This is a genomic window from Tamaricihabitans halophyticus (genome assembly GCF_004340875.1).
GTDB classification, from domain to species: domain Bacteria; phylum Actinomycetota; class Actinomycetes; order Mycobacteriales; family Pseudonocardiaceae; genus Tamaricihabitans; species Tamaricihabitans halophyticus.
The window spans coordinates 1,278,052-1,300,392 of the sequence record NZ_SLXQ01000001.1 but is presented as its reverse complement, the minus strand read 5'-3'; the positions used below and the strand labels follow the sequence as shown (position 1 = coordinate 1,300,392).

Genomic DNA, 22,341 nt, shown 5'->3' with positions numbered 1-22,341 from the left:
ATCGGTGGCGTGGAGCAGACAACCGTACGCACCAGCATTCAGGACGCGTGGTCGAGCAGTGTGCTGCCCAGCCTGAGCGAGCTGGTCCGCATCCCGGCCGTTTCGCAGAACTTCGACCCGGAATGGGCCGAGCACGGTCAGTTGCATGCCGCGGTGGCACATGTGCGCGATTGGCTCAACGCGCGCAAGCTGCCGGGCGCGCGGGTGGAGATCGTGCAGCTGGACGGCCGTAGCCCGCTGCTGTTGCTCGACGTACCGGGCACGGCGGATGCCGGAACGGTGTTGCTCTACGGGCATCTGGACAAGCAACCACCGATGGGCGGCTGGTCAGCGGGGCTCGACCCGTGGGAGCCGGTGGTCAGGGACGGCAAGCTGTTCGGCAGGGGGGCCGCCGACGACGGGTACGCTGGTTACGCGGCGACCACCGCGATCGAGGCGGTGCGAGCCGCTGGCGGTACGCACAGCAGGTGCGTCGTGCTGCTGGAAACCGGCGAGGAGTCCGGGAGTCCCGATCTGCCGGCTTACCTCGAACAGCTGCGGGACCAGCTCGGTGCGGTGAACCTGGTGGTTTGCCTGGATTCGGGTGGTAACGACTACGAGCGGCTGTGGCTGACCACGTCGTTGCGTGGCCTTGTTTCGCTGGATGTGACGGTGCGGGTGCTGGAATCCGGTCAGCATTCCGGGTTGGCCAGCGGGGTGGTGCCGAGCTCGTTCCGGGTCATGCGGCAGCTGCTTGACCGCGTGGAGGATTCGACCACCGGGGAGATCCTGCTGCCGGAACTGAACGTGCGCGTGCCGGAGAACCGGGTGGCCGAGGCGCGGAGTTCGGCTGACGCCGCGCCCGGTGCTATTCGCGGCGCGTTCCCGCTGGTCGCCGGTGGGCGTCCGGTCGTTGCGGACGAGGCGGAGCTGGTGCTGAACAACAGTTGGCGCCCGACGCTTTCGGTGATCGGCGCGGCCGGGTTCCCGGAACCGCTGGACGCGGGGAATGTGCTTCGCCCGTACAGCACGCTGACCCTGAGCTTTCGGCTGCCGCCGACCGCGGACGCATCGGCGGCGCTCGCCGCCGTGCAGCGGGCACTGACGACCGATGTGCCCTATGGCGCCGAAGTGACGCTGTCCAGAGTGGAGGCTCAGGGCGGCTGGAACGCCCCGGACCTCGCGCCCTGGCTCGAGGCCACTTTGGACACCGTGGGCGATCGGGTATTTGGTGCGCCGTGCGGAACCATCGGGCTGGGCGGGTCGATCCCGTTCATGGGGCTGCTCGCCAGCACCTACCCGGAGGCGCAGTTCGTGATCACCGGAGCGCTCGGGCAGGACTCGAACGCGCACGTGCCGGACGAGTGGCTGCACCTTGACCAGGCCCAGCGGGTGACCGAAGCGGTCGCGCACATCCTGCACGCGCACGCCACCCGCAATCTTTAGGGATCTTGCGGTGACTCTGTGTGACCGCGTTCTTTAAGGTTAGCGCGGTTAGGAGCGGGCGGCAGCTTCTTTCAGGTTCTCGGTGAGTGTTTCCAGTACCTCGGCCAGCGCGGCGTAGCTCAGTGGCGGTTCGGAGGTCCACGGGATCAGCCGGCCCGCGCGCACCGCTGGCAGCCGGGACCAGGTTGGATTGTCCGTGAGATCCTTCGGTTTCAGCGAGCTGAACCGGTCGTCGTAGAACAACACGTCAGCCTCGTACCGGTCCGCGTTCTCCCAGCTGAGTTCCGCGAAGTAGTCCTTGGGCGCCACGTTATCCGGTTTCACGAAGTTCATCCCGCGCTCCGCGTAGTACCGCGTGGTGGGAAACGCCGCTGGTGTGCCCACATGGAGCAGGTCCTGCTGCGCGGACATGGCCAGCACGCGCAGGTTCGAGGTCTCCTTGGCCACCTTGGTGAACTCTTCCTCGGCCTTGGTGAACCGGCGTTTCGCCGAGGTAACCCGTTCCGCCTCGAGATCAGCGCCCAGCCGCCCGGCCAGTTTCTCGAACTCCTGAGTCGCTTGTTTCATGTCTCGCTCGGCGAGATCGACCGCGAGCGTGGGCGCTGCCTTGGCCACATCCGCCGTTTGCTCGGTGGGTACGTACCACAGCTCGTTGTCGACGTAGGTGACGCTGACCAGCAGGTCCGGGTTGAGTGAGACGAACTTGTCGTAGTTGAACTCGCCCCAGACATTGCCAAGCGACGTGGTCTTGTCCAGTTCGATCGAACCGGACTGCGGATCCTGCTTGCCGCCAGGCAGTCGGGAAGGGCCGAAGATCCCGACCGGCTCGATGCCGAAATCCCACAGCGCGGCGGCCGGGGTGATCTGGGCGACCACTCGTTCCGGTCGCTTCGGCAGGTTGATCTGCTTGTCGCGGTCATCGGTATAGCGCCAGGCGGTACCTTCCCCAGTATCGTCGCCGCGATAACCACAGGCGGCGAGGGTGGCCGTGGCGCCAGCGGCGAGGGTGCCGGCTAGGAAACTCCGTCGATCGAGCGCGCGCATCTGGTGACCGTCCTTACAAGTGAAACCGGGGACGGCGCACAAGGTTAGCCTTGCCTTAGTCTGGGCGCCATGGTTGAGACGGCCGTACGTGAGCCAACTCGCGTTCGCAGCAACTCGGTAGTCGTTCTCGGCGCCCTGATCTCGCTGTGCGTAGTCGCACTAATGTCCATTGTAGTCGGTTCCAACCAACTGCCGCTCGATGCGGTGTGGCATGCGTTGTTCCACTACGACGGCAGCTACACCGACGCGGTCGTGCGCGATGCCCGGCTACCCCGCACGATCCTCGGCATCTGCGTCGGACTGGCACTCGGCCTGGCCGGGGCGCTACTACAGGGTGCAACCCGCAATCCGGTCGCCGACCCCGGCCTGCTCGGCGTGAACTACGGCGCCGCGGTGGCCATCGTGTTCGCCGGCGTGCTCTTCGGTGTCCAGGCGCCAACCGCGCTGATCTGGTTCTCCTTCTGCGGTGCACTCGGCGGCACGGTGCTGGTCTACCTGCTCGGCGGCAGCGCGAGCCCAGTGCGCCTCATCCTCGCCGGCGTCGCGGTACAGGCCACCTTCGTCGGGTTGAACCAGGCCATGCAGGTGATCGATACGAACTCGCTGGACAAGATGCGCTACTGGCTGGTCGGCTCGCTGGCCAACCGGGACGTTCCCGCCCTAGCGCCACTGCTGCCCTTCCTGATCATCGGTGTAGTGCTCGCGATAACCGCCGCGCGCGGGCTGAACGCGATCGCGCTCGGTGATGACACGGCGCGCGGTCTCGGCGCGACCCCAGGAGCCACTCGGCTGCGCGCGCTACTCGCGGTCGGCCTGTTGTGCGGCACGGCGACGGCGGCCGCGGGGCCGATCGCCTTCGTTGGACTGATGATCCCGCATCTGGTCCGGATGCTCGTCGGCCAGGATCACCGCTGGGTGCTCCCGCTGTCCGCGCTACTCGGACCGGTGCTGGTGCTCGGCTGCGATGTACTCGGGCGCGTGCTCGGCTCCCCCGGCGAACTACAGGTGGGCATTATGACCGAAATCCTCGGCGGGCTGGTGTTTCTGTTTCTGGTTCGGCGGTTGTGGGGGGTGCGGCGATGAAGCTGCGAGCAGGCGCGGTCGCCCTCGGCGTGCGTAACCGGGCGGTGCTGGTCGTACTTGGCATGCTGGTCGCCTGGCTGGTATTGGCGGTGTTCGCCATCGGCACCGGTGATTTCCAGCTCTCCCCCGGCGGCGTGCTGCGCACGCTGGCCGGCGACGGAAGCAGGGCCGAGTATCTGATCGTGGTCGAGCAGCGGCTGCCGAGGCTGCTGGTTGCCACCATGGTCGGCGCCGCGCTCGGGATCAGCGGCGCGGTGTTTCAGAGTCTGACCCGCAATCCACTCGGCAGCCCGGACATCATCGGGTTCACCGCGGGCTCGGCGACCGGCGGGATCGTGGTCATCCTGGTCTTCGGCGGCGGCCAGCTGCCCACCGCGCTTGGCTCGGTGATCAGTGGCGCGCTCACCGCCGTCGCGATCTACCTGTTGTGCGGTAAGGACGGCCTCGGTGGGTACCGCATGGTGCTGCTCGGCGTCGGCCTTGGCGTGGTGCTCACCGGGCTGAACTCCTACCTGCTCACCAGGGTGATGGTGGAAGACGCGGCGCAGGCCGTCACCTGGCTGGTTGGCAACCTGGCCGGCAGGGGCTGGGAATCGGTTGGCCCGCTGGCCGTGGTGCTGGTGCTACTTACCCCGGTTTTCCTGGTGCACAGCCCAGGGTTACGGCTGCTCGAATCCGGTGAACAGGTCGCGGCCGGGCTCGGGGTGGCCGTTACCCGGGTGCGGCTGGTGCTGGTGCTGAGCTCGGTCGCGCTGGTAGCGGTCGCCGTCGCGGCGGCAGGGCCCATTGCCTTCGTCGCGCTGGCCGCGCCCCAACTCGCCAGGCGTATGACCGCAAGCCCGGGCCCGAACCTGTTTCCCGCCGCGGTGACTGGCGCGCTCCTCGTGGTGCTCGCCGATTTCCTCGGCCAACGGCTGCTCAGCTCCTCGTTGTTGCCGGTTGGCGTGGTTACCGGTGCGCTCGGCGGTATTTATCTGGCCTGGTTGCTGTTGATGGAACGAGCCAAAAACAAGGTCTGAAACAACGATTCGTTTCATGGGCTAACCCGGTTCGCCGGAGGCCAGCCACGAACTCACTTCGTAACCTCGAAAAGCTGGGAACGAACCCGTTCGGGTGGCAAGATGCAGGCACCCGAACTGTCCCAGCAACGAGGGGGGAGGCCGTGATCCGTCAATCAAGACGTAAACGGCTGGTCCTGGTGCCCGTGCTTGCCTTGCTGCTTGCCGTGAGCGGTTGTTTCCAGCGGCTCGAACCCGGCGCGGTCTCCCAACCGGGCGATCCGATCGAGCTGCTGGAAGCAGGTCAGCTCAAGACCTGTACCCACTTGCCGTATCCGCCGTTCCAGTCGACCGAGAACGATGAAATCGTTGGCTTCGACGTGGACGTCGTCGACGAGGTCGCGAAAAGAATCGGGGCCAACCAAGTCATCTTCGACACCTCATTCGAAGGTATCGAGACCGGCCAGTCGTTCGAGATCGGTGACTGCGATGTCGCGGCCGCGGGAATGACGATTACCCCGGAGCGGGAACGGGTAATGGACTTCTCCGATCCCTATTTCGACGCACTGCAATCTTTGCTGGTGCGCACCGGTTCCGACATCAGCAGCCTGGCCGACCTGCGCGGGAAGACCCTCGGCGTTCAGCAGGGAACCACTGGCGAGGAGTACGCCACCCGAGAGCAGCAGAAGAACGGTTATCGGACTATCCAGTTCGAGGACCTGGCGTTACTGCAAACGGCCGTACTGACCGGCCGTGTCGAAGCCGGTATCAACGACAACGGCGTGCTCTACGACTACGCCAAGGACAATCCAAAGACCACCGTGTCCGCGGAATTTGACACCGGAGACCGGTACGGTATCGCCGTTCGCAAGGGAAACGGTGCCCTGCTTGCCAAGATAAACGAGGTATTGGCGCAGATCGAAGCAGATGGTACTTACGACCAGCTTTACCTGAAGTGGTTTGGTAGAAAGCCCGATAGCAGCGACGAACGCGAACGCTGAGTTTCGTACGGCGCATATTCAAGTACGGCATCGAGGAGCATTACGTGGCAGTCTCAAAGCGTAAACGCGCCCGGGTGGTTCGCGGAGTTCAGTACGGGATCCTGGTCGCGGTCGTAATTCTGGTGATCCTGTTCGCCGACTGGGGTGCCATCCGGGATGCGTTCTTCAATCTGGACGCGGCCGGCACACAGGTCCCGCAGATATTTACCAGCGCGCTGGTAAATACCGCCCTTTACACCTTGCTCGGGTTCGCATTTGGCCTAGCGCTCGGGCTGGTGCTGGCCCTGATGAAGCTGTCGTCGGTGCCGCCGTATCGATGGCTCGCGACAATCTACATTGAATTTTTCCGTGGGGTTCCAGCGCTGCTGGTGTTCATCACCCTCGGGTTCGGTGTGCCAATCGCCTTCCAGATCAAGTTCGGTCTGTATACCACGGTGATGCTCGCGCTCGGGCTGGTTGGCGCGGCCTACATGGCGGAAACCATCCGCGCTGGTATCCAAGCCGTCCCGAAAGGACAGTTGGAGGCGGCCCGCTCGCTCGGTATGTCGCACGGCCGCGCGATGATAACAATCGTTATCCCGCAAGCGTTCCGTATCATCCTGCCGCCGTTGACCAACGAGCTGATCCTGCTGACCAAGGACTCCTCGCTGATCTACGTGCTTGGCCTCGCCCGCGAGGAATACGATCTGACCAAGTTCGGCAGGGAAGGGTTGAACGAGACGTCCTCGCTGACCCCGATCCTGCTCGCTGGGCTGTGCTACCTGATCATTACCATTCCGCTTTCCTACCTCTCTCGCTATCTCGAACGGCGCACGGGTAGGAAGAAGGCAGCAGCCGACACCGCCGCCGCACTGGAGGTCAAGGGATGAGCGAAACTCCGAGCACGCCGGCAGCCGAAGACCCGGTGGTGCGGATTACCGGTCTGCACAAATCGTTCGGTTCCCTGCAGGTACTGCGCGGGATCGACCTCGAGGTGCGCCGGGGCGACGTGGTGTGCATTATCGGCGCGTCCGGATCGGGCAAATCGACCTTGCTGCGCTGTGTCAATCTGCTTGAGGTGCCGGATTCCGGCCAGATCGTCGTACACGGTACCGATCTGACCGATCCCGACGTGGACATCGACAAGGCCCGCAGAGGCATTGGCATGGTGTTCCAATCCTTCAACCTGTTCAGCCATCTGTCCGTAGTGGACAATCTGACGATCGCGCAGCGGAAGGTGCTCGGCCGGAGCAAGGCAGAGTCGTGGAATATCGCGAACACGAACCTGAACAAGGTGGGCCTTGGCGACAAGGTGCACTCGATGCCGACGCAGCTCTCCGGTGGACAGCAGCAGCGTGCGGCAATCGCCCGTGCGCTTTCCATGGATCCAGACGTGATGCTGTTCGACGAGCCGACCTCGGCGCTGGATCCCGAGCTGGTTGGCGATGTGCTCGGCGTGATGCGGCAACTGGCTGATGAGGGGATGACCATGCTGGTGGTCACCCACGAGATGCAGTTCGCGAAGGAAGTCGCGGACGTGGTGCTGTTCATGGACGGCGGTGTTGTCGTCGAGCAGGGCGCCCCGGCACAGGTCATCGGCGACCCGCAACACGAGCGCACCAGAACCTTCCTGTCCAGGGTGCTGAACCCGGTGCAGGTCGAGGAGTAGGGGCTTCGACTCGTCTCGTGGTGTGACGAGCACTGCACGCGGGGTACTCCGCATGGACCTTGTCAGAGCGTTAGGTGATCAGGTTGAGTTGATCCGCAGCACAGCGGCGCGCGGGTATGCGCACGGACGCGAGGGAGCAGCGACATGCCAGCTGGTCGCGATGGCTCGGCGTGGTCCGAACTGGTGGATGACGGGTCGAGTATGGGGCGGTTGGATCCGCATCAGTCGGATCAACCGCTGTGGGCACATCTTTCGGCGGAGGAGTTACTTCGCCGCCTGACCGAACCGGACACCGGCGGGTTGCGGAAATGGCGGAAACGTCCGGCCAGTTCGCCGGTCTTCGAGGTCACTGATCGCTACATTACCGGTCAGTTGCCGTTGCGCGCCGCGGAACTGCCCTATCTGCTGCGCTTCGAGCGCTGCCGGTTCGAGTACCCGCCAGACCTTCGCCAAGCCACCATTCTCGGGTTGTTCTTCGAGAACTGCTGGCTACCCGGTCTGCTCGCGCGCAACCTGAAGAGCAGCAACGACTTGCGGTTGGTGAACAGCACCGTGCGGGTTGACGACGCCAGCCCGGTTCGCCGTGACAGCAACCGCTTCGCGGACAACGACGCGGGGAGCTTGGAAGCCGGGGTCAACCTCGCCGATGCGGAGATCTCCGGTTCCCTGGTGTTGACCGGTAGCAGGCTGGAAAACCCACAGGGCAAAGCGATCCGGGCGGATCGGTTGAGCATCCATGGTGCCCTGCTCGCCTATCGGCTGGAAGCGACCGGCGAGGTGCGCATGCCCGGTTTGCGTACCGGGGGCAACGTGAACTTCGCCGGTGCGCGGTTCAGCAACCCAGGCGGGTATGCCTTCAACGGCAACGGTTTGCACGTCGGCGGTAACCTGCTGTTCCGCACCGATGTGACCGGTAGGGTGTTCAGCTCGAACGGGCGCCTTTTCCTGCCAAGTTCGCGGATCGAAAGCGATCTGGTGCTCCGTGGGGCGCAGCTGGATTCGGGCGGCAAGGTGTTCTTCGATGCCAATGATGAGGCCGATCCGCATTTCGATCCATCCGCCTCGCTGATCGCGGACCGCATCCGCGTCGCCGGCAATGTCGAGTTGAGCAAGAGCATGCACAGCAACGGCACCCTGCGGATGCTCAGCGCGTCGATCGGTGGTTCGTTGCGGCTGGCGGAAGCTACGGTCACCGTGCAACGCGGCGTTGAGTCGCCGTGGCATGACCGGGCGCTGCATTTCGACGGTACCGAGGTACTTGGCGATGTGGATGCGCGATCGCTGTGGCTGAGCGGCCAGGCGCGCCTCGCGGATATGCACGTACACGGCAGTTTCGTCCTCACCGACGGCACGCTGAGCCATCCTATGCGGGATATGTTCACCGCACGGCGAAGCATCATCGGCGGCAACCTGAGCCTTGTCGGTTCGGAACTACAGGGCACCTTGCAACTACAGGGTGTGCAGGTGGCCGGCAATATCGAACTGCGCGGCTGCCGGCTGACCAGCGCGCGCCGCAGCAGGGCGCGGAGCTGTTCGGTGGATGCCCGGGGTGCGACCGTCGGCAGGGACTTCACCTGTGCGAACAACCGGCGTACGCCGTTCTACGCGCAGAGTGGTGTACACATGGATGGCGCCGTGATCAAGCGCAGGTTGAACTTTGGTGGCGCCGAGCTCGGTTCGGCGTTGGTGATCATCGCGTTGCGCGCGCCGGACGTACGCGCCCAGGAACTGATCATGACGACCGGTAAGCCGCCACGAGGCAGGGTGATCCTCCGGCAGTCGAGTTGTGTTTCGTTGGCTGACAACAAGAACTTCTGGTCCGCCACCGGCGGGATAGAGCTCGACGATTTCCAGTACGACTCGTTGGATACGCCCGTTGGACTGAAGGACGACAAAACCTTCAACGAGCGGCTGGGCTGGTTAGAAAAAGCCATGCACGGCAGATACCGGCCGGGGCCCTACGATCAGTTCGCCGCAATGCTGCGGGTAAGCGGTAACGAGGAGCATGCCACCGCGGTCCTGATGCGCAAGCAGGAACGGCGCTACACGGCGCTGGCGAAGGGGTACCGGTTCCTTGGCCCCGGTGTTCAGCTGTGGAGCTTCCTGCAGCGGTACATGGTCGGTTACGGTTTCCGCCCCACCCGAGCACTGTTGTGGTTACTCGCCTGCCTTGCCGGCGGTAGTTTCTGGTTCTGGTGGAAGGGGCCGTTAACCGAGGTCAACGCGGACGACACGTTGGTGTGGAACCCCGTGTTGTACACAGTGGATCTTCTGGTACCCATTGTGGACTTCGGGAACAAGAACAGATGGCTGGCCGAAGGTGAGAACCAGTGGATTGCCACCGCGTTGATTGCTGCCGGTTGGGTGCTGGCGACCACCGTGGCCGCCGGCCTCACCCGAATGCTGCGCAGGAACTCGTAGGTGAACCGCTGGGTAGCTTTGCAACGGCTTGGTAGTTGTTTTCCTGCGGTTGCATAACGGTTGCGCGGTCGCGGCGAGTGGGTGCCTGACGCGGATTTCATCTATGTGCGGCTGCTGCTTAACTGTCGTCGACGAAAGGCGGTGAACGAATGACGGCGGAGCCGAACGCCAGTGCGCGGATCGAGGTCAGCGCCACGGCTGACGAGGTGTACGAGCTGGTCAGCGATCCGGGCATCCTCGCCGAGCTGGCCGAGGAGTACAGCGGATACGCCTGGCTGGACGGGGCACAGTGCGCGAAGATCGGCGCCCGGTTTCGCGGGCGGAACCGGAAGGGCCTCCGCAAATGGAGCACCTTGGCCACGGTCACCGATGCGGTGCCCGGCCGCCGGTTTGCCTTTGAGGTCAGCGCACTTGGATTCCCCGTGGCGCGGTGGCAGTACGACATCGAGCCGGGCGAGTCCGGCTGTCAGGTCACGGAGAGCACCTGGGATCGACGCAATACCGTAATCCGCTTTGCCGGTGACGTGGCGTCAGGCGTAACCGACCGCGCCGCGCACAGCCGGCGCAATATGGAAACAACACTGGCGCGGTTGAAAGTTCGCGCAGAGCTGCCGAATCGCTCGGATGCGTAACCCACATGGACTAGGGGTCCGTGAGTTACGCAATTAAGTGGTAGCGACCGAATGGCCCGTCGGGCGGCACCAGTACGATGCCATAGTGTCCGAAAGTGATTCCGTCAAGTTCGAGATCCAGATGCTTTACGACCGGTTGCTGGTGAAACATGCCAGCGACGACGGGGAGCGCAAGAGCGGTGGTGGCATCGTCATTCCGGCGACGGCGCAGATGGCGAAGCGACTCGCCTGGGGTGACGTTCTCGGCATTGGCAATCACGTGCGAAATGTGAAGGTTTCTGACCGGGTTTTGTTCAATCCGGAGGATCAGTTGGAGGTCGAGGTGCATGGCCAGACCTATGTCGTGTTGCGTGAGCGGGATGTTCACGCGCTCGCTAGCGACCGCACCGAACACGGCACCGGCCTTTACCTCTAGAACGGGTAGATGACGTTGCGAGGCGAGGCTGACTGGCCGGAGTCGCACTCCGAGCAGACCGACGTACTGCCGGCCGTGCCCGGCGGCCCAACCCAGGGAAGCCCACAGGGTGGTCCAGCACAGGGTGGCTCGCGGCAGGGTGATCTGGCGGACGGCGATTACCCGACGGCGGCTTACCCAACCGCCGCGTACCCGACCGCTGGGTATCAGGACCATGCGGAACACGGCCCGCCTGGCGGGGACAACACGACGGTGATCCATCCGCTCGAGGACGAACCGGAGAATGGCGGGGACGGGCGGAGCCGCCGCAAACGGCTGCTGGTCGGCGTTGGCGCCGCGGTCGGTGTACTCGCCGCGCTTTACGGCATTGATATGGCGGTGAACGCGGGCGATGTGCCGCGTGGCGTCGTCGTTGCCGGGGTGAGCGTCGGCGGGATGGACCACGACGCCGCCGCGGACAAGTTGCGCTCCGAACTTGGCGAGCGCATGAACACCCCCATTCAGATCAGTGGTGGGGATGTGCGCACCGAGCTTGAGCCGAGCGCCGCCGGTCTGGACCTGGACTGGGACAAGACCTTGGACCAGGCCGGCAGTCAGCCATGGAATCCGATTACCCGCGTCACCTCGTTTTTCACCCATCGTGATGTCGGCATCGTCAGCAATGCCGACCCCGCCGCCGTGGACGAGGCCGTTGCCGGGCTGCAGCAGGAGATCGACCGCAAGCCCACCGAGGGCACGATCAAGTTCGAAGGCACTGAAGACGGCCAGAGCGCGCGGCCCGTCGCCGTGGCGCCGAAGCAGGGCCAACAGCTGCACGTCGAAGAGGCGAAGAACCTGTTGGTAGCCAAGTGGTTGGACGATGAGCGCGTGCGGCTGCCGGTGGACACCACGCCGGTAAAGACCACTGAGGAAGGCGTCCAGAAGACGCTCGAAGAGGACGTGAAACCGGCGGTATCCAGCGCGGTGCAGATGCGCGGCGAGGGCACCGATGTGCCGCTGCACCCAGCAGCCATCGCGGCCGCGATGGAGTTCAAGCCGGCCGAAGAAGGCGGCGGACTGGACGTCAAGGTCAACCAGGAGAAGATCAAGGAGAACCTGGCGCCGCAGCTGGCCGACACTGAGGAAGAGGGCAAGGACGCCGAGATCGTCTTCGCCGGGGGCAAGCCGACGGTGGAGCCGTCCAAGGACGGCAGGGTGATCGACTGGAAGGCCAGCCTGAAGCCACTGGACAAGGTGCTCGCCGCGAGTGACAGCCGGGAGATCGAGCTCACCTATAAGGACGAGAAGCCGAAGGTGACCACCGAGCAGGCGGAAAAGCTCGGGATCAAGGAGGTCATCGGCGAGTTCAGTACCGGTGACTTCGCCTCGGACTCGGGGCAGAACATCAAGCGGGTCGCCGAACAGGTCAACGGCGCGATCGTGCAGCCCGGCGAGACCTTCAGCCTCAATGGGCACACCGGCCCGCGTGGGCTTGGCCAGGGTTACGTGGAGGCCGGGATCATCGAGGACGGCGCGCCGGGCAGGGCGGTCGGCGGCGGTATTTCCCAGTTCGCCACGACGCTGTACAACGCTTCGTACTTCGCCGGTATGAAGGACGTCGAGCACAAGGAGCACAGCTACTACATCAGCCGGTACCCGGAAGCCAGGGAGGCAACGGTGTACCAGGGTGAGGGTGGCGCCAGCCTGATCGACCTGAAGTTCGAGAACACCGCGTCCACCGGAGTGGCGATCCAGACCGAGTGGACGTCCTCGTCGATCACCGTGAAGCTGTGGGGCACCAAGAAGTATGACGTTTCCTCGGACACCGGGGAGCGCAGTGGCAAGGTGCCGCCGCCGACGAAGCGGGTCTCTGAGGACGAGTGCCAGCCGAGCGCGGGTTCGCCGGGGTTCACCGCGACGGATACCCGCACGCTGCGTGCGGTGGGTAGCGGCGAAGTGGTCGACCAGCAGACGCGCACGGTGAAGTACAACCCCCAGCCAAAGATCGTGTGTGACTGAGCGGGTGAGGTAGCGCGTACGCACGATTGTCCTCTTTCGCGATCGCGAAGTAGCCTGGGTCACAACCCCGTGACTGAGTCGGGCGGTTGGACGGGAGTGTTATGCGGATCGCGGATGTGCTGCGTGGCAAAGGCACCGAGGTAGTTTCCGTCGAGCGAGATACTTCGGTTTGGCAATTGCTTGCGCTGCTCGCTGAACACAACATTGGTGCGGTCGTGGTGCGGGACGGCGATGCCGTCGCCGGGATCGTGTCCGAACGCGACATCGTGCGCCGGTTACAGAGCGGGGGTGTGGATATCCTCGCCGGTCCGGTCTCGGCGATCATGACCGAGCTGGTGGTGACCTGTGCGCCGGAGGATTCGGTGGACAGCCTCACGGCGATCATGACGGAACGGCGGGTGCGGCATCTACCGGTGATGGTGGACGGGCGGCTGGCCGGCATCGTGAGTATCGGCGATGTCGTGAAGAGCCGGGTTGCCCAGCTGGAACAGGACCGCGAGCAGCTGGAGTCCTACATCGCCCAGGGCTGACGGCCCGCGCGGGGAACTACGGGGTGGGTGGGCCGCGCCGGGGTGCAGCGCGGCCCGGACCCCGACTGGTCAGAAGGCGGCTTCGTCGACCGCCATCAGCGCGTTGTCCGCCGTTTCCACGATCCGCCGGCGCGCGGACAGCTCCGGCAGCACCTGGTTCGCGAAGAACGTGGCAACCGCCAGCTTGCCCTCGTAGAACGCCTTGTCCTTCGCGCCCGGAGCCGCGTCCAGCTTGCTGATCGCCACCTCGGCCTGCCGCAGCAGCTGCCACCCGACAAGCAGGTCCCCCGCGGACATCAACAGCCGGACGGTGTGCTGGCCGACCTTGTACACACTTTCCGCGTCCTCCTGGGATGCGGACAGGTACCCGATCAGCGCGCCGAGCATCCCCTGCACGTCCTCAAGGGCCTGCTTGAGCAGCTCCCGCTCCTGCTTCAGCCGGCCGTTGCCGCGCTCGGCCTCGAGGAACTTGGTGATCTCGCCCGCGATATGGGTGAGCGCGGCGCCCTTGTCCCGCACGATCTTGCGGAAGAAGAAGTCCATCGACTGGATCGCCGTGGTTCCCTCGTACAGCGAGTCGATCTTCGCGTCGCGGATGTACTGCTCGATCGGGTAGTCCTGCAGGAAGCCCGATCCGCCGAGCGTTTGCAGCGACTGGATCAGCTGTTCGGTCGCACGCTCCGAGCCGACGCCCTTCACGATCGGCAGCAGCAGGTCGTTCACCTTCTCGGCGAGCTTCCTTGCCTGCTCATCGCCCTCGCCAGTCCACAGCTGGTCCTGGTAGTCGGCCGTGTACAGGTACACCGCCCGCAGACCTTCGGCATACGCCTTCTGCAGCATCAACGAGCGCCGCACATCGGGGTGCTTCATGATCGTGACCCGCGGCGCCGACTTGTCCAGCATCTGCGTCAGGTCAGCGCCCTGCACCCGCTCCCGCGCGTACTCGAGCGCGTTCAGGTATCCGGTGGACAGCGTGGCGATGGCCTTGGTGCCGACCATCATCCTGGCGTACTCGATCACCTGGAACATCTGCGCGATCCCGTCGTGCACCTCGCCAAGGAGCCAGCCGCGCGCGGGCGTGCCGTGCTGCCCGAAGCTCAACTCACAGGTGGTGGACACCTTGATGCCCATCTTGTGCTCGACGTTGGTGACAAAAGCGCCGTTGCGCTCCCCCAGCTCGCCGGTCTGCGAGTCGAACAGGTATTTGGGTACCAGGAACAGCGACAGCCCCTTGGTGCCCGCCTTCGGCTCGATTCCGGGGCCCTCCGGGCGGGCCAGCACGAGATGCATGATGTTCTCGGTCATGTCCTGATCACCCGAGGTGATGAAACGCTTCACGCCATCCAGATGCCAGGAGCCGTCTTCCTGCAACACGGCCTTGGTGCGCCCGGCGCCGACATCCGAACCGGCGTCCGGTTCGGTCAGCACCATGGTCGCGCCCCAGGCCCTGTCGATCATCAGCTGCGCCCAGTGCCGCTGCTCTTCGGTGCCATTGCGGTCCATGACCATCGCGAAGTTGGGGCCGGCCAGGTACATGAACAGCGCCGGGTTCGCGCCAAGGATCAGCTCGGAGGCCGCCCACTGCACGGTTGGCGGCAGCCCGAAACCGCCCAGCTCGTTGGTGAGCCCGAGGCGCCACCACTCGCCGTCCCAGAGCTGCTGGTACGAGCGCTTGAACGCATCCGGCAACGTCACCGAGAAGGTCTTCGGGTCATACACCGGCGGGTTGCGGTCCGCCTCCGCGAACGACTCAGCGAGCGGGCCCGTCGCCAGGTTGTTCAGCTCGCTGAGCACACCGCGCGCGGTCTCCTCGTCGGAGTCCGCAAGCACGCCCTGCCCCAGTCGTCGCTGCACTTCGAGCACCTCGAACAGGTTGAACTCGAGGTCTCGCACATTGCTCTTGTAGTGGCCCATCACGTAACCCCTTACTCGCCGGTAACAACAGGATATTACCTGCGAGTAATCAACGGCAACCGCCTGCACGATGGTGTGATCGACGGATCGGCCTGTGTCTTGGCGTGCTGGCTGTCTTGGCGTCCTCGTCAGGACGACCGGGTTGCCCGCGGGACGTGCGGTTCCCCTGCCGGTATTGCCGGCACGGCTGCGTCCTGGTTGATGACCAGTACCCCGGTCCGGAAAGCGGTCGCCACGGCATGCGTGCGGTCTCGTGCGCCTAGCTTGCGCAGGATGCTCTTTACGTGCGTGCGCACGGTCTCCACCGACACGTAGAGGATCTTGGCGATCGCCTGGTTCTCCAGGCCATCCGCGATCAGTTGCAGCACTTGGTACTCGCGGCGGGACAGCGGTTGCTGCGGTTTGCCGGCTTGCCCGCCCTGGGTTGGAATATGCCCCCTGCCCCGGGTGGCAAGCGCGGCCAGCGAGGGGTCCAGGTAGCGGCGGTCGCTGTGCGCCCGGCGGATCGCTTCGATCAGCTGCAGTGGGTCGACCGACCGTGGAATCGCGCCGTGGATGCCCGCGGAAATGGCATTCGCCAGATAACGAGTGTTCCGATTCGCCTCGCCGACCAGGGCGACCAGGACAAGCGCCGGATCGTTGCTGGTGAGCAGGTGGGCGAGATGGCAGCGCGGGTCGAGAGTGGAGTCGAGCACGACGATATCCGGCCGCGCGCGATCGCACAGCTGCAGCGCGGCGTGATGGGTCGATGCGTGCCCGAGCAGCCGCATGCCAGGAGCGCGCTGCAGCAGTGCGCTGACGCCTTCCCGGTACAGCGGCAGTGGGTCAACAAGCACCACGCCTAGTCCAGCGTTGTGCGCGTTCTGGCTAGCGGCACCATCGCGCCCACTAGTGCGATTCATGTGTGTCCTCCCATCGGCCGCGGGCTCACCCAGGATGGGGACCCCGATTTCGCAACTCCGTGACGTAATGAGTGCGGATTGGGGGGAGGTGACACGCTATTCCACCCTTGCGGGGGATTTTCTTTTGATGGATCTAGCTATCTAAAACACAGTGTGGTCGGGCGGAGGGTGGCCGCCACATTTCAGATGTCGTGCCCCGAGCTGGGCATACTTTGGCAATTAGCTGGGCCGGCGTTATGCCGTGCACTGGGAAACTTCGCGGGCGCTGCCCTTTGGGGTATCACCCGTGCTGTTGGGCGTCACCTGCGCTGGTGTCACCGCTGGTTGGGAAGTTCGGCTGCCTGGGTGAGTGATCGCACCTGATCGGTACCGCTGTGGTGCGCTGCTGATCGCCGGCTAGCGTGGCGGTCATGGTCGACTCGATTTCACGCTACGCCGGACTTGGTGCCAGTTACGACCGGACCCGGCCGAGCCCGCCGCCCGAGCTGGTCGCGGTGCTCCGGCAATGGGCGCGCAACGACGCGCCAGCCGTGGTTGATCTCGGCGCGGGCACCGGGCTGTCCACCTCGTTGTGGGCTGGCGCGGCCGCCAGGGTCGTGGCGATCGAGCCGTCTCCCGAGATGCGTGCGGTTGCCGCCGAGAAATTGGCCAGACTGCCGGATGCCTGGGCGTTCACCGTCGCCGAAGGCACCGCGGAGGCCACCGGGCAGCCGGACGAGTCCGCCGATGTGGTGACCGCCAGCCAGGCAATGCACTGGTTTGACGTGCCGCGTGCGTTGCCCGAGGCCGGTCGACTGCTCCGGACTGGCGGGGTGTTCGCTGCCTACGACTGCGACTGGCCGCCGACGGTGGACTGGGAGGTAGATGCGGCATTCCGGGCATTTCTCAGCCAGCGGGGCGAGTATGAGCAGGCAGCGGGGCTGCGGCCGCGGTATGCCGACCCTGGGCAGCACCTGAGTCGGATGCGGGACAGCGGGGTCTTTCGTGCCGTGACCGAGCTGTGCGTGCACTCCCGGGAGCAGGGCGATGCACAACGCCTGATGGACGTCGTGCGGAGTATGAGTAGCACGGTAGCGGTGCTTGGCGCGGGCGCGAGCGAGGACGAGATCGGGCTGACGAAGCTCGGCGAGGTCGCCGCGGACCGTTTGGCCAAACCGAAATCCTGGTGGTGGACATATCGCGTTCGGCTCGGAGTGAAGTAGCGGTCAATTCGCGTTTATCGGGCTCGAATGTCCCGATCGATCTACTCCGTACCGGGGGGAAACGAAGATTTTGAGCGAATTGTGCCGCGGACAGTGGTAGGCACGGAGAGTGCCAAGCTCGATAGCGGCAATCGCGGTGGATTGCCATGATCAGGATTTGCTCGCGGCATTCTGGTGTAGTGCGCTGGGTTACCAGATAGTCGCTCGCTGGAAAGATCAGTATGACCGGCAATATCTGGAAATCGGTCCCGAAGATCTTGATGGCGTGGAGGTCGAGCCCAAACAACCGGTAATGCTTTTTCAGCCAGTTCCGGATGACAAACGCGATAAGAATCGCCTGCACCTTGATCTCCGGCCGCCCATTGGCGAGCAGACGGTCGAGGTGGAGCGACTCGTCGCGCTGGGGGCGCGGGTCGTGCTGGCGGATAAGCAGTTGCCCTGGGTGGTACTTGTTGATCCGGAAGGCAACGAGTTTTGCGTGTTGCCGAGCCGATCGCCGGCCAGACCTTCGACGGTTGAGGTGGACAAGGATTGACCAAGGCACCTTCGGCCGGCTCGGCCCTGTTCGCCCAGTCGTGGACGGCGCTGCGCACAGCGGTGGCCGAACTTGCGGACGCGGATTTCGCGAGCCCTTCCGGCTGCACTGGCTGGTTGGTCCGGGACCTGGCTTGCCACCTGATCATCGATGCGCAGGATGTGCTGATCACGCTGGTAACTCCGGCTGAGGCGGAGCCGACCGTGGATGCGCTCGGCTACTGGGCCGTAGGTACCGAGTTGCCAAGCGGCACCGATCCGCTTGATGCGCTGACCGTCCGGCTGGCCGCTGCCTACGAGCAGCCGGAACTGCTGAAGTTTCACCTGGACGACGTGGGCTCGGCAGCTGGTCGCGCGGCCGAGCTCGCCGACCCCGCGGCCATCGTCAGCACCCAGGACATGATCCTTACCGTCGGGGACTACCTGTCCGCGTATGTTCTGGAATGGACACTGCACCATCTGGACCTGATCGCGAACTTGCCAGGGGCCGCGGAGCCGCTAGCGGAGTGTCTGAGCAGAGCCCGCGAGATGCTCGAGCAGATCGTCGGCAGCACCTTTCCCGCTACGTTCTCCGCGACGGACGTGCTGCGGATCGGTACCGGTCGACGCGCGCCGACCGAGGCAGAGGGCGCGCAACTGGGCGAGCTGGCTGCCCGAATCCCGTTCGTCCTCGGCTGAATCGTCGGCCGAGTCAGTAAAGTCGCGCGCGGGAAACCGCAGCGCATCCAGCGAGGAGAACAGATCGCATGCAGTACCGCCAGCTCGGCCGTTCCGGGCTCAGGGTGTCGACGTTGACCATGGGCACGATGACTTTCGGCGGACGAGGTGGGTTCGCCAAGGTAGGCAGCACCGATCTGGCAGCCGCGCGCAGGCAGATAGATATGTGCGTGGCAGCCGGGGTGAACTTTGTGGACACCGCGAATATGTACTCGGCTGGGTTGGCCGAGGAGATCGTCGGCCAAGCAGTCGCGGGAAAGCGAGACAGCCTGTTGCTGTCCACCAAGGTTCGGCTGGCGATGGGTGAAGGGCAGAACGACGCGGGCCTGTCCCGGCATCACATCATTCGGGAAGCCGAGGCCAGCCTGCGCCGGCTGCGCACCGACTACATTGACGTGTATCACACCCATGGTTGGGATGGGCAAACCCCGCTCGAGGAGACCATGGAGGCGCTGGATTCCTTGGTGCGGTCCGGAAAAGTGCGGTATCTCGGTGCGTCCAACTATGCCGGCTGGCAACTGATGAAGGCGCTCGCGGTCGCGGACAAGCATGGCTACCAGCGATTCGTCAGCAACCAGATCTACTACTCGCTGGAAAGCAGGGACGTCGAGTACGAGCTGGTGCCCGCATCGCTGGATCAGGGCCTCGGCATCATGGTGTGGAGCCCGCTCGCCGGCGGCCTGCTTTCCGGGAAGTACCGCAGGGGAACCGAAACCACCGAGGGGCGCAGCGTCGGCGTCTGGGACGACCCACCGGTACGGGACAAGGAAAAGCTGTACGACACGATCGATGCGCTGGTGCGGATAGCCGAAGATCGCGGCGCGAAGCCGGCACAGATCGCGCTCGCCTATCTGCTCGCCAAACCGGGCGTAACCACGCTGGTGGTTGGCGCGCGCAGGGATGAGCAGCTGCGGGACAACCTGGCCGCGGCCGAGATCGAGCTCACCACCGCAGAGTTCGACGAACTCGATCGCATCAGCCGGCCCTGGCTGATTTACCCGATGTGGCACCAGATCAAATCCGCGGCGGACCGGTTCGGTGCAACCGAGCACGCGGCCTTCGGTGGGTACCTGTACTGACCGTGTCGTGGCTGTCAGAGCGCGGCAATGCTGTCCGGCGCGCGCTCCGCGCGACTGAGGGTGCGCAGCACCGCAGCCTGTCCGTGCTGGCGCACAGCCAGTTTGGTGAGCACGTTCAGTACCGGCGCGAGCACTTTGTCGGGTAGGTCCGGGGTGTCGATGCCCATGCTGCTGGCCAGATCGTCCGAGTGCACCGCGATCTCCAGCATTCTGGTGCGCAGGAAGTCGTCCAGGTACAGCGGCCAGGGGCCGGGCCGGAAGTGCACCACACGATTCGCCGGTTCGGTCTCGAACCGGGTGGCCAGTTCCTCGGTGACCGTTTCGGTCCGGCTGGCCAGCGCGGCCGCGCCATCCGTGGCGATGTCTTCACCGGCGCGCCGGATCATCACATTGATCTCCGCGTCGGGTTCGGCGCCGCGCCACGTTGACCGCGCGTAGTGCGTGAGTAACCGGATGGGTGGCTCGTCCGGGATGTCCTGGGCAAGAGCGCGCGGTACGTTGAGTACTTGCGAAGCAAGGTGCCCGGCAAGGCCGTGCACACTGAACTCAGGCAAGACGCTCGGCTGTGTCCAGCGTTCGGCCAGTGCCGGTTCGCGAAGCAGCGTGACAGCAGACCTTGCGGCGAGCAGGTATGCCTGTCGAATCGCGGTCATCTAACCGGGTCTCCTTGGCGCGTGTTCGGCTGACGGTTCCCACGCTACGGACGGCGGCGTACCTTCGGCGTGTGGTTTGCTCCCGCAAGATGCTAAGGAGAGGTCCCGAGCGATGCCGAACTGGGCTGATGTGGTCTCGATCGCCGGCCGCTTGCCGGAGGTCACCGAGTCGACCTCGTACCGGACGCCCGCGCTGAAGGTACGCGGGAAGGGATTCGCCAGGTTGCGTAGCGAGGCCGAGGGCGGTCTGGTGCTGATGTGCAGCCTGGAAGAGAAGGAGGCGCTGCTTGCCTCCGGGGAGCCGGCCTTCTACACCACGTCGCATTACGACGGATACGGGGCGATCCTGGTTGATCTGGACAAGGTGGACACTCAGCAGTTAACCGAGCTAATCGAGGAATCCTGGCGAATCAAGGCGCCGGCCAAGCTTCGCAAAGCATTTGATGGGGAGTAAACCACGGTAAATCCCGCTGCGCGTCGGGTTTGTTCGGCGTTACCGTGCGGCGGTGGACGATCTCAGCTGGCTTGGTGAGCCCATCGACGCACGTGGACTGTTTGCCACGGAGCGCGCGCGGTTGGTTGATTACCTGCGCACCCTCGACGATGCGGACTGGCAGCGACCCGTCACCTCGAGGTGGACAGTGCGGGATGTGGTCGCGCATGTGCTCGGAGATGACTACGGGCGGATCGCCAGGGACCGGGACGGCCATTTCGGCGGTGGTGGGCCGCAGACTGGCGAGGACCTGGCGAGCTTCATTCATCGGCAGAACCAGGACTGGGTGGATGCCACCCAGCGCATCAGCGCGCGTGCCCTCGTGGACACCCTGGAGCTCTCCGGTGCGTGGATTTCCCAACTGTTCTTGGAAAGTGACCAGTTCGCGCCGAGCCTCGGGGTGTCCTGGGCAGGCGTTGACCCCGCCCCCAGGTGGCTGGACTGCGCGCGGGAGCTGACAGAGTACTGGGTGCACCGGCAGCAGGTCAGGGAAGCAACCGGCGCGCAGGTGGATACCGATCCGACGCTGCTCGGCCCGGTGCTGGATACGTTCTTCCGGGCGCTGCCGATCACCTTGGCCAAGCAACGGGCGGTGCGGGGATCGCGGGTTCGGGTGACCGTCGCGGATATCCCGGCCGCGGAGTGGACGGTGACCGCGACCGATGCAGGTTGGTCGCTGGTGCCAGGTGTTGCCGGGCAGGTGGTGGCCGAGGTTCAGTTCGACGCGGATACCGCATGGCGGATGGCGACCAGGGCGATCGAGCCGGCGACGACCAGGGAACGGGCCAGGGCCTCCGGTGATTCTTCGATCATCGGCGCGCTCTGTGAACTTGTCGCGATCGTTCGCTAGCCGGTGCTCGTTGGCCGGCCGGTCAGCCGTTCGTCCGGTGGAAAGGTGTTGGTGGCGACAAAGGTGGCCCAGTCGGCTGAGTTGAACACGCAGTTGCCGGTGTGAATCTGCGCGAACTCGGTTGCTACCAGACGTACGGCGTGCCAGAGGTCGGGCTCGATGTCGCGGTGCCAGGCTCGCCATGTGCTCCGGTGCTCGCGGAAGCGCGTGTAGAACACCCCTTGGTCTGTTGTGGACAGCAAAGCGGCCTTCTGTAGGAAGCAGCCGTCCGGGTCAAGCCCGGGAGCACGCGCTTCGCGGCCGCCGAGTGTGCGCCAGACGGCTGGCATGTCGAGTATCGTGCTTACCCTGCTGGCCCAGAACTGATCGTCATGGGTCCGGTCGGTGTGCACGGTGAACTCGTTGGCCACCCAGGGCGTGGTCCTACGCCGCTCGGTGCCGGCGAGTCGGATGTTCAGCCCGGTGGTGCGTAGCCGGATCAGTTGTGCGCCAAGAGTGAACTCGATGACGATACGCTCACCGGATTCGTCGGTTTCGACACTCTCCAGTACGTCTGTTGGGTTGTGGCTGGTTGGTGCGTCGAGTTCGGCTTGCTCGGCGATGAGCTCGTAACTGTCCACGATGGCGATATCACCGGGGCGCCAGCCGCGTTGGCGGTATTCCTCAAGGACAACGGTGACCGTGTCGGTGGCGGTGCGTTCGAGTCGCGCAAGGTGTCCATCCGCGAAGCCGTACCGTTCGTCGAGCCAGGCGTCGAAAGTGGTGGAACTGGAGAAGCGCAGCACGCTGTCATTGTGCCCCG

22 protein-coding genes are annotated in these 22,341 nt (G+C 64.8%); 17 read left to right on the top strand and 5 right to left on the bottom strand.

Going from position 1 to position 22,341, the window contains the following annotated elements:
* On the top strand, positions 1–1,425 hold the full coding sequence (locus tag EV191_RS06290) for a M20/M25/M40 family metallo-hydrolase (protein WP_132875803.1): 1,425 nt from the start codon (positions 1–3) through the stop codon (positions 1,423–1,425).
* A gap of 48 nt (positions 1,426–1,473) precedes the next feature.
* On the opposite strand, the gene EV191_RS06285 is transcribed toward EV191_RS06290, so the two are convergent.
* Positions 1,474–2,469, bottom strand: a complete 996-nt coding sequence (locus EV191_RS06285) for an ABC transporter substrate-binding protein (protein WP_132875802.1) — start codon at positions 2,467–2,469, stop codon at positions 1,474–1,476.
* A gap of 69 nt (positions 2,470–2,538) precedes the next feature.
* Between EV191_RS06285 and EV191_RS06280 the strand changes: the two genes are divergently transcribed.
* The 10 genes from EV191_RS06280 (at position 2,539) to EV191_RS06235 (ending at position 13,195) form a co-directional block, all read left to right on the top strand.
* Positions 2,539–3,552 carry a FecCD family ABC transporter permease gene (locus EV191_RS06280; protein WP_132875801.1) on the top strand — a complete coding sequence of 338 codons (1,014 nt, stop codon included), beginning with the start codon at positions 2,539–2,541 and terminating at the stop codon, positions 3,550–3,552.
* The gene (locus tag EV191_RS06275; RefSeq protein WP_132875800.1) at positions 3,549–4,571 is read left to right on the top strand and encodes a FecCD family ABC transporter permease; all 1,023 of its coding nucleotides are present in this window, start codon (positions 3,549–3,551) and stop codon (positions 4,569–4,571) included. The genes EV191_RS06280 and EV191_RS06275 overlap by 4 nt, the downstream gene beginning before the upstream one ends.
* A gap of 143 nt (positions 4,572–4,714) precedes the next feature.
* Entirely contained in the window at positions 4,715–5,551 is an 837-nt protein-coding gene (locus EV191_RS06270; RefSeq protein ID WP_132875799.1) for a basic amino acid ABC transporter substrate-binding protein, read from the top strand.
* A gap of 44 nt (positions 5,552–5,595) precedes the next feature.
* The gene (locus EV191_RS06265; protein ID WP_132875798.1) at positions 5,596–6,420 is read left to right on the top strand and encodes an amino acid ABC transporter permease; all 825 of its coding nucleotides are present in this window, start codon (positions 5,596–5,598) and stop codon (positions 6,418–6,420) included.
* Positions 6,417–7,199, top strand: a complete 783-nt coding sequence (locus EV191_RS06260) for an amino acid ABC transporter ATP-binding protein (protein WP_132875797.1) — start codon at positions 6,417–6,419, stop codon at positions 7,197–7,199. The genes EV191_RS06265 and EV191_RS06260 overlap by 4 nt, the downstream gene beginning before the upstream one ends.
* Before the next feature lie 144 nt (positions 7,200–7,343).
* A complete protein-coding gene (locus EV191_RS06255; protein WP_132875796.1) occupies positions 7,344–9,620 on the top strand; it encodes an oxidoreductase in 2,277 nt (758 codons plus the stop codon).
* Between the two features lie 149 nt (positions 9,621–9,769).
* Entirely contained in the window at positions 9,770–10,252 is a 483-nt protein-coding gene (locus EV191_RS06250; protein WP_132875795.1) for an SRPBCC family protein, read from the top strand.
* 121 nt (positions 10,253–10,373) lie between these two features.
* Positions 10,374–10,667 (top strand): GroES family chaperonin, encoded by a 294-nt coding sequence (locus EV191_RS06245; RefSeq protein ID WP_132876184.1) that lies wholly within the window; start codon positions 10,374–10,376, stop codon positions 10,665–10,667.
* A gap of 9 nt (positions 10,668–10,676) precedes the next feature.
* Entirely contained in the window at positions 10,677–12,665 is a 1,989-nt protein-coding gene (locus EV191_RS06240; protein ID WP_132875794.1) for a VanW family protein, read from the top strand.
* A gap of 101 nt (positions 12,666–12,766) precedes the next feature.
* On the top strand, positions 12,767–13,195 hold the full coding sequence (locus tag EV191_RS06235; RefSeq protein WP_132875793.1) for a CBS domain-containing protein: 429 nt from the start codon (positions 12,767–12,769) through the stop codon (positions 13,193–13,195).
* Between the two features lie 69 nt (positions 13,196–13,264).
* Here EV191_RS06235 and EV191_RS06230 read toward each other — a convergent pair whose 3' ends face one another.
* Both EV191_RS06230 and EV191_RS06225 read right to left on the bottom strand, forming a co-directional pair.
* Positions 13,265–15,109, bottom strand: a complete 1,845-nt coding sequence (locus tag EV191_RS06230) for an acyl-CoA dehydrogenase (protein ID WP_132875792.1) — start codon at positions 15,107–15,109, stop codon at positions 13,265–13,267.
* Between the two features lie 128 nt (positions 15,110–15,237).
* Positions 15,238–16,011: a response regulator transcription factor gene (locus tag EV191_RS06225; RefSeq protein WP_132875791.1), complete on the bottom strand. Its 774-nt coding sequence runs from the start codon at positions 16,009–16,011 to the stop codon at positions 15,238–15,240.
* A gap of 410 nt (positions 16,012–16,421) precedes the next feature.
* Here EV191_RS06225 and EV191_RS06220 point away from each other — a divergent pair, with 410 nt between their 5' ends.
* The 4 genes from EV191_RS06220 to EV191_RS06205 all read left to right on the top strand — a co-directional run bounded on the left by EV191_RS06220 (position 16,422) and on the right by EV191_RS06205 (position 19,543).
* Positions 16,422–17,213, top strand: a complete 792-nt coding sequence (locus tag EV191_RS06220) for a class I SAM-dependent methyltransferase (protein WP_132875790.1) — start codon at positions 16,422–16,424, stop codon at positions 17,211–17,213.
* Positions 17,214–17,322: 109 nt separating this feature from the next.
* On the top strand, positions 17,323–17,748 hold the full coding sequence (locus EV191_RS06215) for a VOC family protein (RefSeq protein ID WP_132875789.1): 426 nt from the start codon (positions 17,323–17,325) through the stop codon (positions 17,746–17,748).
* The gene (locus EV191_RS06210) at positions 17,745–18,425 is read left to right on the top strand and encodes a maleylpyruvate isomerase N-terminal domain-containing protein (protein ID WP_279388409.1); all 681 of its coding nucleotides are present in this window, start codon (positions 17,745–17,747) and stop codon (positions 18,423–18,425) included. The genes EV191_RS06215 and EV191_RS06210 overlap by 4 nt, the downstream gene beginning before the upstream one ends.
* 68 nt (positions 18,426–18,493) lie before the next feature.
* Positions 18,494–19,543 (top strand): aldo/keto reductase, encoded by a 1,050-nt coding sequence (locus EV191_RS06205; protein ID WP_132875788.1) that lies wholly within the window; start codon positions 18,494–18,496, stop codon positions 19,541–19,543.
* Positions 19,544–19,557: 14 nt separating this feature from the next.
* Here EV191_RS06205 and EV191_RS06200 read toward each other — a convergent pair whose 3' ends face one another.
* Positions 19,558–20,196, bottom strand: coding sequence for a maleylpyruvate isomerase N-terminal domain-containing protein (locus EV191_RS06200; RefSeq protein WP_132875787.1), 639 nt, complete (start codon positions 20,194–20,196; stop codon positions 19,558–19,560).
* Between the two features lie 112 nt (positions 20,197–20,308).
* On the opposite strand from EV191_RS06200, the gene EV191_RS06195 reads away from it, so the two are divergent.
* On the top strand, positions 20,309–20,650 hold the full coding sequence (locus EV191_RS06195; protein ID WP_132875786.1) for an MmcQ/YjbR family DNA-binding protein: 342 nt from the start codon (positions 20,309–20,311) through the stop codon (positions 20,648–20,650).
* A gap of 52 nt (positions 20,651–20,702) precedes the next feature.
* The gene (locus tag EV191_RS06190) at positions 20,703–21,539 is read left to right on the top strand and encodes a maleylpyruvate isomerase family mycothiol-dependent enzyme (RefSeq protein WP_132875785.1); all 837 of its coding nucleotides are present in this window, start codon (positions 20,703–20,705) and stop codon (positions 21,537–21,539) included.
* On the opposite strand, the gene EV191_RS06185 is transcribed toward EV191_RS06190, so the two are convergent.
* Positions 21,536–22,324 (bottom strand): hypothetical protein, encoded by a 789-nt coding sequence (locus EV191_RS06185; RefSeq protein WP_132875784.1) that lies wholly within the window; start codon positions 22,322–22,324, stop codon positions 21,536–21,538. The two genes, EV191_RS06190 and EV191_RS06185, sit on opposite strands and share 4 nt — an antisense overlap.
* Positions 22,325–22,341 lie beyond the last annotated feature (17 nt).

What these genes read in the sequence shown, in the direction of transcription:
- EV191_RS06240 (WP_132875794.1), top strand. Translation starts at nt 10,677, where the DNA reads ATGACGTTGCGAGGCGAGGCTGACTGGCCGGAGTCGCACTCCGAGCAG.
- EV191_RS06285 (WP_132875802.1), bottom strand. Translation starts at nt 2,469, where the DNA reads ATGCGCGCGCTCGATCGACGGAGTTTCCTAGCCGGCACCCTCGCCGCT.
- EV191_RS06235 (WP_132875793.1), top strand. Translation starts at nt 12,767, where the DNA reads ATGCGGATCGCGGATGTGCTGCGTGGCAAAGGCACCGAGGTAGTTTCC.
- EV191_RS06230 (WP_132875792.1), bottom strand. Translation starts at nt 15,109, where the DNA reads ATGGGCCACTACAAGAGCAATGTGCGAGACCTCGAGTTCAACCTGTTC.
- EV191_RS06250 (WP_132875795.1), top strand. Translation starts at nt 9,770, where the DNA reads ATGACGGCGGAGCCGAACGCCAGTGCGCGGATCGAGGTCAGCGCCACG.
- EV191_RS06275 (WP_132875800.1), top strand. Translation starts at nt 3,549, where the DNA reads ATGAAGCTGCGAGCAGGCGCGGTCGCCCTCGGCGTGCGTAACCGGGCG.
- EV191_RS06205 (WP_132875788.1), top strand. Translation starts at nt 18,494, where the DNA reads ATGCAGTACCGCCAGCTCGGCCGTTCCGGGCTCAGGGTGTCGACGTTG.
- EV191_RS06245 (WP_132876184.1), top strand. Translation starts at nt 10,374, where the DNA reads ATGCTTTACGACCGGTTGCTGGTGAAACATGCCAGCGACGACGGGGAG.
- EV191_RS06200 (WP_132875787.1), bottom strand. Translation starts at nt 20,196, where the DNA reads ATGACCGCGATTCGACAGGCATACCTGCTCGCCGCAAGGTCTGCTGTC.
- EV191_RS06195 (WP_132875786.1), top strand. Translation starts at nt 20,309, where the DNA reads ATGCCGAACTGGGCTGATGTGGTCTCGATCGCCGGCCGCTTGCCGGAG.
- EV191_RS06225 (WP_132875791.1), bottom strand. Translation starts at nt 16,011, where the DNA reads ATGAATCGCACTAGTGGGCGCGATGGTGCCGCTAGCCAGAACGCGCAC.
- EV191_RS06220 (WP_132875790.1), top strand. Translation starts at nt 16,422, where the DNA reads ATGGTCGACTCGATTTCACGCTACGCCGGACTTGGTGCCAGTTACGAC.
- EV191_RS06255 (WP_132875796.1), top strand. Translation starts at nt 7,344, where the DNA reads ATGCCAGCTGGTCGCGATGGCTCGGCGTGGTCCGAACTGGTGGATGAC.
- EV191_RS06260 (WP_132875797.1), top strand. Translation starts at nt 6,417, where the DNA reads ATGAGCGAAACTCCGAGCACGCCGGCAGCCGAAGACCCGGTGGTGCGG.
- EV191_RS06280 (WP_132875801.1), top strand. Translation starts at nt 2,539, where the DNA reads ATGGTTGAGACGGCCGTACGTGAGCCAACTCGCGTTCGCAGCAACTCG.